We start from the raw sequence: 12,583 nt of genomic DNA, 5'->3' as shown, positions 1-12,583 counted from the left end.
TCCTTTGCCGGCGGAACTATTTGTTCAGAAAAGAGGAGAAGACATCTGTGACCATGAAAACAACCCGCTTCGGCACAAAAGCTTTGCTGTTATGCTTGGCGATCGTACAAGCTCTCGTATTCCTCCCCCCACAAGCCGGCGGCTCGAAAACGGCGACTGCCGAGGAACGTTCCACCGTTGCGACGTGGATGTGGAATACGTACGCCATCTGGAGAGACAAAGACAAGACGCTCGATTATTTGACCCAGAACGGCGTCAATCTCGTATATCTCCAGGTCGATGAGGAAATTCCCGTCGATGTGTACCGCACGTTTATTAAAGAAGCGGGCAGCCGCGGCATCGAAATCCACGCGCTGGGCGGTAAGCCTTATTGGGCGCTTCCGGACAGGCAAGGTGAGCTTTACAAGTTTATTTATTGGGTGAAGGCTTACAATAACAGCTCCCGTTCCGCGGAACGGTTCAGCGGCATCCATCTGGACGTGGAGCCGTATGTGCTTCCCCAGTGGAACACCGATCAGGAAACGATGATCGGGTATTGGATGGATACGCTTAGCGGCTTCGTCGAGGAAGTGAAGTCGGATTCGTACTTGACGACCGGCGCCGACTTCCCGGTGTGGCTCGACTGGTTCCTCGTACCGGACGGCAATGGCGGCACGACGACGCTTATAGACTGGTTCTACGGAAGACTCGATCAAATTACGCTGATGGCTTACATCGACAACGCTGATGGCATCATCAAAGCCGTCGAGAAAGAGCTGCACCAAGCGGCGGGCAAGCCGGTCATCATCGGAATGGAGACGATGAACAACTACGAAGCGAACACCAGCTTCTACGACAAAGGCAGAGCGCAGCTGATGAGCGAGCTGAATACGGTCGTTCAAACTCTCTCGGGCCATCCTTCTTATGCAGGGTATGCCATTCATGAATACGACAGCTGGGTTGCTTTAAGGGATTAGCGATGATAAATCGCCGATGAACACAGGGCAGCCCTTTCCCGGAAAACCGAGGAAAGGGCTGCCGTTTTATCATCAAGTCAATTTCAGCTTCAAGTAAGTCCGGTCGTCGAACGAGACGTTGCCGGCCACCAACCCTTTTGCCAGCTTATATTCGCGAAAGCAGAGCGGATCGTTGTCCAAAATGTAGCGCAGCTCGTCTTCCGACTGCGAAAGCGTCGCTCTCGCCTTCGGGTACCCATCGGAAGCGAGCACGAGAAACTCGGTTTCCTCCTTCACGCGAACCGTCTTGACCATGCCCAGTTCGAAGTCGAAGCCGGTAACGGCGGCATAGCCGTACGGCGTCTCCTTCTTGGCGTTCTGCATGTAATATTGCATCGCGATCAACGGGCGGACCGCCTCGAAGCCGGTATCCTTCATAAGCAGCTGCTCGACCGTCTTGCCTTGCTGAAGCTCCGCCTCCAGAAATAACGACCTAGCATTGGCGGTAATCTCGTCTATGATCTTCGGATTCGTATACAGTTCCTTGTCAATCATGCACTGGCAATCTCCGACCATCCACACGGTACGGCGATTACGGCTGTACAGTGCCATGGCCGCCGACGGAATCGAGAAAGCATTCTCGCATATCGCGTCGTACATGTCCCGTTCCTTGTACAAACGGATCAGATGATCATTGATCGTCCGCATGGCCGTTTCAAGCTCCGCATCCGGGGGCAGTGTGGGAATCGCTTCCGCGATCCCTCCGGAAATAATCCGGCCGGAAGTTAATCCGCCATACCGTTTCCCCGACACGTCGGTCGCTCCGTCGATCACGCACGCATAATGCTCCGTAACGCAATAGCGGTCTTCGCACGTTTGCGGGTCTCCCGTTTTGGAAATCATGCACGCTTCCATTACTTCCATACGATGTACCGTCCTTATTTGCGAAGCGTTTCGTCAATTTTTTTGTTGACCGATTCTTCCGCTTCCCTGAGGGCGGTGTTGACATCTTTCCCTTGGGTTACGATGCTTTTCACGGCCGCGGCCAGTCCGTTGTTGGCGGCCGTATCGTAAAGCGTCGCCTCGTAGTTGGCCATCTGCGTCTTGAATATCGCCTGAATGTTTTTGCCTTTCATGAACGCTAAATCTTGAGCGAAGGCGGCTTGAATTTCCGGGTCCTTCATAATGCTTGTCCTGCCGTTCTTGGACATATCGGTTTGCACTTCGTCGGAGAGAACGACCGACAGCACGCGCATCGCATCGTCTCTATGCTTGCTCGTCTTGGACAGCACCATAATTTGCTCGTCGGGGCTCATGCCGATCTTCGGGGCTTCCGGCCAGACGGGAATCGTAACCATATCCCACATGTCCGGCGACTCGTCCAAGCCGAAGCCGAACAAAATGTTTCCTTCCGGGAGCATCGCCAGCGTCTTCTTCTTGCCGAGCAGCTCGGCGCCCGCGCTTTTGACGGTAATGGAGCCGTTGCCGGGAATGCTGTAAATATCGCCCATCAGGCTGACGACCTTTTTCCACGGATCCGTATTAATGAGCGTGCGATTCGTCTTGGAATCGACCATCGCGAGCGACAGCTGGGCGCCGAGACGCTCCGCGACGTTCGGATCAAGGCCGCGGTATTGGACGCCGTTATCGAGCCGGGTCACTTTCTTGGCCAGCTCGGCCGCTTGCTGCCAGGTCATGCCGTCTTTCGGGTACGCCACGGCGAATTTGTCGAATATTTCTTTGCTATAGTACAATACCGCAAAGCTCCTTGAGTAAGGCAGCGCCACGAGCTCCTGGCGCTTCGAGCCCAGCTTGATCGCGTCCAGCGCCCCGTCCTCGAACCGTTTAAGATCGAGCCCGTGCTTTTTGATCAAATCGTCCATCGAATCGAGCAGCCCCAGCTCGGCCAATTGCGGAAACCCGTTGATGTTGTTCGACACGATCAAATCCGGAGTGTCTCCTCTGGCGACGATCTCGGTCAAATTGTTATTTGTGTAGATGACTCTTTCCGTCGTAATCCACGGATATTTTTTTTGAACCGGGTCCGTTATGTATCGTTTGAATTCCGCTTCGGTCAAATAACCGGAAGCTTTGATTCCGATCGTCACCTTTACCGGGTCATGCTTCTCTTCCGCAGGCGGGACGGAAGCGGCAGGAGCCGCCGCCTTTCCGCAGCCCGCGACGAGCAGAAGCGACACGAGGGATAGAGCCGTACACGACCGTAAGGTCGATGTCCGCCGGCTGAGAGGTACTTTTTCAAGTTGTTCGAATGACATACACTCGCCTCCTAGTATGCACTTACATTTCCATTCAAAAGACGTACGAACGTTACAAATGAAGCACCATGCCGTCGTATGCGACAATGATTCCGTGGGGCGAGAACACTTGCTCCAAGTCATCGTGAAGCAAACCGCCATTGTGGGAGAAATGAGTGGCGATTACTTTCCCGCTGTCGCGCAGCATTCCTTTCTTGCGGAAAATCTCTTGTATTTCCAACACGGCTTCAATGTTCAGATGATTGCTGCGACCCGGCAGAGGTCCGTTCGTGCAATCCAATACCGCTCCGTCGAACGTTTGCCGCTCCAGCCAGCTCCATGTCACCTGCGGAAACCAGCCCGAGTCGTGGCCATACAGCAGCGACTTTCCGTTCCTTTCGATGAAATACAGCAGACATGTTTGCAGTTTGCGCTTGTCGTGATCAGCCAATAAAGGCGTCACTCGCGTATCGGCATCGATCCGCACCGTTTGGAAAGGATGAACGAGGTGAAGCTCGTACAACTTCGATCTCATATTGATCGCATTTGCAATACTGTGCAGAGCGAGGTCGTGGCCGTAAATATGCAGCGGCTGCTCCACCCCGTGCGCGCAAACCGGCGTCCGTTTCTCCAAATCGTCGGCCATCAGATGATCAGAATGGGTGTGGGTAATAAACAAGTGCTCGATGGCCGCCAGATCGAGATTGTCGCGCAATACGTGATAGTACGTATCCGGCGGAAAATCGATCTTGATCCAATCGTCAATGATCGCCGACGACCTTGTACGGATATTTTTCCCGCCAAGCCTCCGTGCTTTGGCACAATGCTCGCAGCGGCAAAATACGCCTGGCCACCCTTCCGCGGCAGCCGTACCAAGGAAATGAATTTTCATACGGGTTCCTCCTGATGATTTGACAAAACTGGATTTTTCCACCGCTTCATCATAATAGATATGGATATTTCTATTCAAAATAAGATTTTGTAAATTTTGGTTCCCGGTCCGTACATTCGAACTTGCACCGAACGCTCATTACTCCAATTTTGTACGACAAAAAACCGCCCACGGGGGACGGCTTGTTCGGTTCGGTCGATATGATGCGCGTTTACGCCATTTCCCGCCGCCCATCCGCGGTACGCGTCGCACCCGCTCCCGGCCAGAAAGCGGCGCGTCCCAGGACGGTCGTAAGAGCCGGAACGAGAAACGGGCGGACAATAAACGTATCGAGCAGGACGCCGATGGCGGTAATGATGCCGAATTGGAGCAGCACTTGAATCGGCAGCGTCGCGAGCACCGCGAATGTCCCCGCCAGGATGAGTCCGGCCGACGTAATGACGCCGCCCGTCTCGCTGACGCCTTGGCGGATCGCTTCCGTTATCGGCTTCTCCTTGCGTTTCTTCCATATGCTCGAAATCATGAAGATGTTGTAATCTTCGCCCAGCGCGACCAAGAACACGAATGCGTACAGCGGAATCGCTCCCGCCACGGCGTCCGCTCCCATGAAGAAATGCAGCACGATCCAGCCGAGGCCGAGCGCGGAACCGTAGGACAGCACGACGGTCGCGATCAGATACAGCATGGCGACGACGGAGCGCAGATAGGCCAGCAGCAGCAGCGCGATCAAGCCGATGACGACCGGGATGATCAGCAGTTCGTCGCGGTCTCCCGCCCGCTTCGTATCGTGCTGCTCCGCCGTTTGGCCTCCGATCCACACGCGATCATGCACGCCCGATACGCCTGCATCCGATAAAGCGGCCTCCATGGCGGCCCGCAGCTCGGGGATATGCTCCATCGCTTCGTTATCGTAAGGGTTCACGTTCAGCTGCACGTCCATGGCTACGATGTTCGGGTTTTGCTTCCCTTTCTGCGGAGCGGACACTTCGTCGACATACGGCAGCTTCCTGAGCGCTCCTTGCCACTCGGCCGTTTTTCCTTCCGCATCGGCCATCACCTTCACGGGAGCCAGGCTGCCCGGAGAGAACGATTCGCCTATCAGCGCGAACCCTTCCCGGGAAGGCATATTTTTGGGAAAAGAGGAAAGCAGATCGTACGTATAATTGACGCTCGGCGCGAACGAGGCCGCCCCTCCGAGCACGAGCACCGTGACGACGATAACCGTCCACGGCTTGCGGACGACCAGGTCGGCGAAGCGGGCGCCGATCGTTCTCCGGTTGCGCGGCTGCGGAACCGGCTTTCCCTTCTTCACCGCACGCTCGCGGATCATTTCGGCCGTACGCGGCACGAAAGGGTAGAACGATCCGCGTCCGAGTATGGCGAGCATCGCCGGAACGAGCGTCAAGCTTGCGATCGCCATAATCAGAATGGCGAGACTGAACGGAACGGCGAAACGTTTGACGGCGCCGTAATCGGCCAGCAGCAGAGCGGCAAGCGACAGCACGACCGTAAAGCCGCTCATGGCGATCGCTCCCGACGAGCCGGAGATCGCCTGCTTCAAGGCGGTCCATTTGTCCGGTTCTGCGGTCAACAGCTGACGGAACCGCGCGACCAGGAACAAGCAATAGTCGGTACCGGCGCCGAACAGCAGCACGGTCATGATCGAGATCGCTTGGGAATCGACTTCGATCCACCCTTCCTTGGCCATGAAGCCGAGAATCGGGCCGGTTACGCCGTAAGCGAAGCCTACCGCAATGAGCGGAATGAACGCCAGAATCGGCGAACGGTAAATGGCAAGCAGCAGCACAAGCACGATCAGTACCGTGGCGATCAAGAGCGAAACGTCCGCGTTTTTGAACAATGCGGTCGCATCGACCGATATGCCGGCCGGGCCGGACACTCTGGCGATCAGCCTCTGCGAAGACAGCTCCTCGGCGAACGGATCGTAGCCGGCTTGCCCTGCTGCCTGCTGCCGAATCGCCGCGAAGTTTTCCTTTAACCGGTCGGACTCGGCCTGCTTCGAGAATAGGATCGGCGTCACGAGCGTTTTCTTGTTGTCGGACAGCTGACCTTTCAGCGCCGGAAGCGGCATTTGATGATAAGGAGGCAATGCCGTTTGTTCGGGCAGCGGCTTGGCGGTGAACGTTTCGGCCATGTTCTGAACCATTTTCAAATCGTCGTCCGTAATCCCGCTCTCGCGATGCCAGACGATAAGCGCGGGTATTCCATCCGCATTCGGAAATTCGCGCTCGGCTACCGCCTCGGCCTGAACCGACGGGTAGGAGTCCGGCAAATTGGCCGCATTGTTATTCTCCTGAGAATTGACCGTAGGCAGCAGCACGCTCAGTGCGCCGGTAATGACGATCCATAAAACCAGCGTAATCCACTTGCCTCGCGGACCCGTCACGCTTTTCCCATACTTCTCCAACGTCTTGCTCATTCTCGGACCTCCCCGGGTTGTACGGACTCGACATTTCACCGCTATTCGGATACATTCAAAGTATAAGTCAATTATATATACCGAACGGTTAATTTCACAACCGACATTTAAAAGAGTTCACAAAACGTTAATGCAAAGGAGCGGACGTTCGATGAAACCGACCCCGCCAAACGTCAAGAAAAAGCCCGGACGCCCCAAAACAAGCGAGCCCTCCGTCGTCAAAGCCACGATATTGCAGACCGCCTCCGCTCTGTTTATGCAGTACGGCTACGACAGCGTATCCATGGAACAAATATCGGCGGACAGCGGCGTGACAAAAGCTTCCGTTTACTACTATTTCCCGAATAAAGCGGAGCTGTTCACGGCCGCGGTCATTCGGATGATGAAGAATATCGCCGGCATCACGCAAAGTATTCTCGCCGCCCCCGGCTCCATGAGAGAGAGGCTGACGGCCGTGGCGGAAGCTCATATGAGAACCCCTCACGTCGATTTCGAAAGCTTGATGCGCGAGGCGGCATCCTCTTTGACGGCCGCACAAACGGCGGCAATCCGCGAGGCGGAACATTCGGTGCACGTCGTATTGGCCGAAGCGTTTCGCCTGGAGATCGAGGCCGGCGCGATCCGTTCCGGCGATCCTCTTCTATACGCATACGCCTTCTCGGCGATTATGATGCTCGGCGGCCGGAGTGCCGGGGACGCCTCATCCGCCCCGCTCTTCTCGCCTGTCGCCCCCTCCGATGTCGTCGACCTGTTTTGGTGCGGAGTCGGTCGTATGGTATAATTTGCCTACCCACATTATCGGGAGGATGAATCATGTCACAACAACCCGTTGTGCAGCTGCGCAGCGTAACGAAACGAATAGGCGGCAAAACGCTCGTCGACCGGCTAACGTTCGATGTCCCGAGAGGAGAAGTGTTCGGCTTCCTCGGACCGAACGGGGCGGGCAAAACGACGACGATCCGCATGATGGTCGGTCTAATGTCGATGAGCGAGGGCGAAGTGCTCGTCAACGGAATCAGCGTGAACAAACATTTCGAGCAAGCGATGAAGCATGTCGGAGCGATCGTCGAGAATCCCGAGCTGTATAAATTTTTGAGCGGGTACCAGAACCTGATCCATTTCGCCAGAATGATTCCCGGCGTCACCCGCGAAAGAATCGACGAAGTCGTCTCGCTCGTCAAGCTGGAGAACCGGATCCACGACAAAGTCAAGACGTATTCTCTCGGCATGCGCCAGAGGCTGGGCGTCGCGCAAGCCATATTGCACAAGCCTGACGTGCTTATTCTGGACGAGCCTACGAACGGTCTCGATCCGGAAGGCATCCGCGAGCTGCGCGATTATTTGCGCCGGTTGTCCAGAGAGGAAGGAACGGCCGTCATCGTATCGAGCCATTTGCTGTCCGAGATGGAGCTGATGTGCGACCGCGTCGCCGTCATCCAGAACGGCAAGCTCGTAGACGTGCGCCAAGTCCGGGATATGGTCGCACCTTCCGAAGGTGCCGTGGAAGTGTCGTTCGTCGCCGAACCGGCGGACCGCGCCGCCAAGGTGGCGGCCGATGCGATGCCTGACGCCGTGCTGAATGTGCAGGCGGGAGGTTTTACCGTAACCGTCGCCTACGAGGATATACCCGTTCTCGTCGGCAAACTCGTACAGGACGGTGTTCGGGTGTACGGAGTCAAAGCGGCTTCCAAGACGCTCGAGGATCAATTCCTCGAACTGACGAGAGGTGGTCAAATTGTCTAACATGGTGAATCTGATCCAGAACGAAAATATGAAAATTTACCGCCGCCCCCGCACCTGGGTTATGGCTGCGCTGCTGCTTGCCGTCACGATCACGTTCGCCGTTCTAATGAAGTCGTTTGGGCCGGACGGTTCCATCTCCGCCTTGACCTATATGAGCAATGTGTCTTCTCTGACAATGCTCGTGTTCATATTCTCCGTCGTGATCGCAGCCGATATCGTCGCGGGGGAATTTACATGGGGAACGATCAAGCTTCTGCTGATCCGGCCGGTCGGACGTTCGAAGGTGCTGCTGTCCAAATATATCGCCGTACTGCTGTTCATGCTTGCGCTTCTCGCGCTTCTGTTCGTTTCTTCGCTCGTCATCGGATTTCTTCTTTTCGGGACGGCCGGGAACAAGGATATTCCGTTAACGATGGGCGGAGTGCTGCGGGAATACGGCTTTCGGCTCGTCGAATTGACGATCAACGTCACGTTCGCCTTCATGATCTCGACCGTCTTCCGTTCCAGCGCACTCGCCATCTCGCTCGCCTTCGTCATCATGTTCGCTTCGAGCTCGGTCATGACCATATTGATCGCCTTGAAGAAGGAGTGGGCGAAGTACATCCTGTTCGCCAACACCGATCTGGGCATGTATTTCGGCAGTCGCAAGCCTCCGTTCGAGGGCATGACGCTCGGCTTTTCCATTACGATGTTGATCCTTTATTACGCCGTCTTCATCGCGCTAGCTTGGACAATTTTTCGCAAAAGGGACGTTGCGGGGTGACAGTGGCGGATCGATCGGCTATAATGGTAAAGGAATTAGTACCTGGTCTTAAACTATTGGGCTAATCACTTCCATGCGACCGATTACGTGATAAAGGCGGAATTGTTAATGAACTACGAAGCTTTCAAACAAATCGTACTCGACCGGCGCAGCGTCCGCAAATTTACGGATCAAGACGTCTCCGTCGAGGACATCAAAGAACTGATCGACTGCGCAAGATACGCGCCTAGCGATACGAACTCGCAAACTTGGGAATTCGTCGCGGTCATGAACCGGGATAAGATCAAGGACATCGAGCAAATGACATGGGACGAGCTGCACAAGCGCGCGGCGGAAGCCGAAGGGAAAGGTCTCGGCAGGGAAGCGCGGCTGCTTACGAAATCGTTCGGCCCGTATGCCACGGCTTTCTCGGACGCTCCGGTGCTCATCGTGCTGCTGGCTACGCCGTACAACTCCAAATTCCGCGAAAGAATATTCGACCCGATCGCGCTCGTTGAAGATGCGGTTTGGGCCGAAGAGGGCATCAAGAGCAGCTGTCTGGCCGCGCAAAACTTGATGCTCGCGGCGCACGCGCGCGGTCTCGCGACTTGCCCGATGACCGGTCCGGTGCTGCTTGCGCAGCATCGCCTCCGCGACTATCTCGGCATTGACGATAGCCGCCAAATCAACATGGTCATCGCCCTCGGGCATCCGTCGGAGCAGCCCGGTAGGCTCGCCCGCAAAGAAGTGGATGAAATTTTGACGATTGTGCAGTAACGACACGCAAGGCTGACCGCAAAAGCTCCATCTTTGCCGGGCGGCCTTTTCCCCTTTAATCCGGGAAGCTGTCATATTTGTCCTTAGACCGCAACTATACTGGTACAAACCATCGAAAAGGAGCAAACCGAAAATGGAAATGACCCATCTGGGCATCTCCGCCCTTTCCTTCGCTTCCGTCGCCCTGCTTACGCCCGTCCTCATCCGGGGACTGCGGACACTCAGGCTGACGCAGCCGATCCGGGCCGAATTGCCTGCGGACCATCAGGCCAAAAAAGGAACGCCGCTCATGGCCGGACTCATTTTTCTGCTCGGGGTGCTGATCATAAGCCTATTCTCGCCCAGTCCGCTCAGCCTGTACTTGTGCGCCGTATTTATTTTGTTCGGACTCGTCGGCTTCCTCGACGATTTCAAGAAAGCGGCTTATCAGGACCCGCGCGGCGCATCGGGCAAAATGAAGCTGGTGCTGCAGTTTTTGTTCACGTTCGCGTTAATCGCCGTCTTGTTTCAAATCGTGCCGATCCATACGGATATCGTCGTCTTCGGGGATTGGAAACTTGCGCTTGCGCCCGTCGTTTATTTGGCCGTCATGTCGCTGTTCATCGTCGGCTCGGCCAACGCCATCAACTTTACGGACGGCTTGGACGGCTTGCTGATCGTCGTGGCGATCCCGACTTATTTTTTCTTCTTCGTCATATCCGATTATCCGGAAGTCAAGCTGTTCTGCTTGACCATGATCGCCTGCCTGCTCGGGCTGCTCATCTACAACATCTATCCGGCGAAAGCGTTCATGGGCGATACCGGGTCGCTGGCCATAGGCGGCTCGCTGGCCTTCCTTGCCATGATCGAGAAGGTCGAGATTTTGATTCCGCTGCTGTTTCTCGTCTATTTCGCCGAGCAGCTGTCCGTCATCCTGCAAGTCTGGTATTACAAGCGGACCAAGCTCCGCATATTCCGGATGGCGCCGATCCATTACCATTACAGTCTGAAATACGGCTGGTCGGAAAACCGCATCGTCATCGTCTTCGGCCTTGTCTCGTGGATATGCTGTTTGCTCAGTCTGCTGCTGTGGAAGCTGATTTACTAATGTGCGGTAAAACTATTTTCCCCCTCCCGTCGTCTAAGTTGATAACAACGAACTGACATAAAAGGGGGAAAATGGTTTGACAAGGCAATCGTCCATACCCGGAAAAGCGTATAAAGCGCGCTTCACATTATTGGCATATAGTCTTCTGTTTGCCGTGCTTGCAACAGGCTGCACCGAGACGGTGAAACGGGATGGGCAAAACGTGTTCGGCAACGAATCCTCTGAGACACCGGGCACGGAGCCTGGCAACCGGGAACCGTTAAAGCTGCGTGTTCTGGATATGAGCCGCATGTCAGCGGATACGTTCCGAGCGGTTGTCTCCGAGCCTGTCCTTAAGCGGCACCCTCATCTGGTTGTGGAAGCGCTTCCATATCCCGCTAATGCCGAATGGGACAAATTGATTGCAACCGAGCATGCCGATTTGATATTTGCTCCGCTGACAGAGCTCGAGGCCATTCTCGATATGGAAGTTTTGACGGATGTTCAGCCGGTTATGAAACAGATGATCGATGATGAAATTGCAGCGATGATCCGCGCCGGCCGCCTTCCCAAGGCGATCCCGGACCCGCTGAACGGTGCGGAAAAGCTGCTGGGAACGACGGGTGTCTACGGATTGCTGCCGCCGGGAGGAGGCGCCTCGCTTTACTACAATAAAGACTTGTTCGACAAATTCGCCGTCCCTTACCCTCAGGAAGGGATATCCTGGAGTCGGACGATGGATTTGGCCGTTCGCATGTCGCGCGTCGAGGGAAGCGTGCAATATCGCGGTTTTCTCGCGGACCGCTCTTTTATTCTAGACAAACTGTCCCTTCAATTGCCGTATGTCAATCCGTTGACGAATCGGACCAACTTCGGGAGTGGGCCAGATGGCTCTCGGTTCTCCAGCCGTTTTACGAAATACCCGGAGGGGAAGCGGAAAGCGAAAGTCGGGATACGAGCAAGACCAGATTTATTCAAAAGAAGGATACGGCGATGTGGGCCGGCAACTTCATCTACCCGCCCCTTCCGCAGCAGTTGTTTGTCGGCGGCAGAGTGACGCTCCCGACGTTCGAAGAGCCGGCAGCGAACGAGCCCGTTTTGCCGACAGGGCATTTTTTCGCATTGCCGAAAACGGGCAAACACCCGCAAGAAGTATTGAGGGCAATCGGGGGTATAGTCAGCGTTCGGCGCGTCTCCAAGTATGAGAATGATGCGGGAGCCGTGCTGAAAAAGAAATTCGCCGACGTGATCTCGGGCCGAAAAGATTTGAACTCCGCTCTGCGGGAAGCGGATGAAGAAATCGTTCTCAAAATAAAAGCCGATCTCGGTCAGTAGCCTACCGTTCAGTTGCGGCAACGAACTCACCTAAGAAAAACCGTCCGGTTCCCGGACGGTCCTTTTGAGTGCAACCCCATACGTTAGCGCGTTGGGAGTGGGGCTATTTCGTAATGACTTCTACTCCAAAGACCCTTTCGTCATTCAATGAACCAAATTTGTTTATTAGTGAACTTCTCTGCGTTATTTGGCTCCACTTCTCGGTAATTGGAGGAACTATGAACCTAGAGTAACTATTACTGAACTTAAGTTTGGTAATAGTGAAATGGGGTGTTACTACTTAGGTCCCCCCTTTTCAAACGTAGAAAACTTGGTTAATAATGGGTAACCGAGTTCAAATGGAAAAGGGGACCACTGATGAAAATGAGTCCGGAAGAGATCGAACGAATCAGTCACAG

At 55.0% G+C, this 12,583-nt stretch carries 12 protein-coding genes; 8 read left to right on the top strand and 4 right to left on the bottom strand.

All coding sequences use genetic code 11. The annotated features are described in order from the left end of the window. Positions 1–47: 47 nt before the first annotated feature. A complete protein-coding gene (locus FE783_RS19935; protein ID WP_138881156.1) occupies positions 48–956 on the top strand; it encodes a hypothetical protein in 909 nt (302 codons plus the stop codon). A 72-nt stretch (positions 957–1,028) separates the two neighbouring features. On the opposite strand, the gene FE783_RS19930 is transcribed toward FE783_RS19935, so the two are convergent. The 4 genes from FE783_RS19930 to FE783_RS19915 form a co-directional block, all read right to left on the bottom strand. Then, the gene (locus FE783_RS19930) at positions 1,029–1,859 is read right to left on the bottom strand and encodes a hypothetical protein (protein ID WP_138881155.1); all 831 of its coding nucleotides are present in this window, start codon (positions 1,857–1,859) and stop codon (positions 1,029–1,031) included. 14 nt (positions 1,860–1,873) lie between these two features. Then, complete coding sequence (locus FE783_RS19925) at positions 1,874–3,211, bottom strand: ABC transporter substrate-binding protein (protein WP_158301922.1); 1,338 nt, start codon at positions 3,209–3,211, stop codon at positions 1,874–1,876. Positions 3,212–3,263: 52 nt separating this feature from the next. Further along, on the bottom strand, positions 3,264–4,082 hold the full coding sequence (locus FE783_RS19920; RefSeq protein ID WP_138881153.1) for an MBL fold metallo-hydrolase: 819 nt from the start codon (positions 4,080–4,082) through the stop codon (positions 3,264–3,266). A gap of 211 nt (positions 4,083–4,293) precedes the next feature. After that, positions 4,294–6,522, bottom strand: a complete 2,229-nt coding sequence (locus FE783_RS19915) for an MMPL family transporter (RefSeq protein WP_138881152.1) — start codon at positions 6,520–6,522, stop codon at positions 4,294–4,296. Between the two features lie 151 nt (positions 6,523–6,673). Between FE783_RS19915 and FE783_RS19910 the strand changes: the two genes are divergently transcribed. From FE783_RS19910 to FE783_RS19880, 7 genes are all read left to right on the top strand, one after another. Further along, complete coding sequence (locus FE783_RS19910; protein ID WP_158301921.1) at positions 6,674–7,303, top strand: TetR/AcrR family transcriptional regulator; 630 nt, start codon at positions 6,674–6,676, stop codon at positions 7,301–7,303. A gap of 32 nt (positions 7,304–7,335) precedes the next feature. After that, entirely contained in the window at positions 7,336–8,265 is a 930-nt protein-coding gene (locus FE783_RS19905; RefSeq protein ID WP_138881150.1) for an ABC transporter ATP-binding protein, read from the top strand. Between the two features lies 1 nt (position 8,266). Further along, positions 8,267–9,028 (top strand): ABC transporter permease, encoded by a 762-nt coding sequence (locus FE783_RS19900; RefSeq protein WP_238403177.1) that lies wholly within the window; start codon positions 8,267–8,269, stop codon positions 9,026–9,028. Positions 9,029–9,136: 108 nt separating this feature from the next. Beyond that, positions 9,137–9,784, top strand: coding sequence for a nitroreductase family protein (locus tag FE783_RS19895; protein ID WP_138881148.1), 648 nt, complete (start codon positions 9,137–9,139; stop codon positions 9,782–9,784). A 133-nt stretch (positions 9,785–9,917) separates the two neighbouring features. Beyond that, the gene (mraY, locus tag FE783_RS19890) at positions 9,918–10,871 is read left to right on the top strand and encodes a phospho-N-acetylmuramoyl-pentapeptide-transferase (RefSeq protein ID WP_138881147.1); all 954 of its coding nucleotides are present in this window, start codon (positions 9,918–9,920) and stop codon (positions 10,869–10,871) included. A 76-nt stretch (positions 10,872–10,947) separates the two neighbouring features. Next, entirely contained in the window at positions 10,948–11,907 is a 960-nt protein-coding gene (locus tag FE783_RS19885; RefSeq protein WP_138881146.1) for a type 2 periplasmic-binding domain-containing protein, read from the top strand. Next, positions 11,844–12,185 (top strand): hypothetical protein, encoded by a 342-nt coding sequence (locus FE783_RS19880; protein WP_138881145.1) that lies wholly within the window; start codon positions 11,844–11,846, stop codon positions 12,183–12,185. The genes FE783_RS19885 and FE783_RS19880 overlap by 64 nt, the downstream gene beginning before the upstream one ends. The last annotated feature ends 398 nt before the right edge of the window (positions 12,186–12,583 follow it).

The organism is Paenibacillus mesophilus (assembly GCF_005938385.1).
GTDB lineage: Bacteria > Bacillota > Bacilli > Paenibacillales > NBRC-103111 > Paenibacillus_AB > Paenibacillus_AB mesophilus.
Note: the sequence above shows the minus strand (reverse complement) of the source record. Positions and strands in the feature narration are given on the sequence as shown.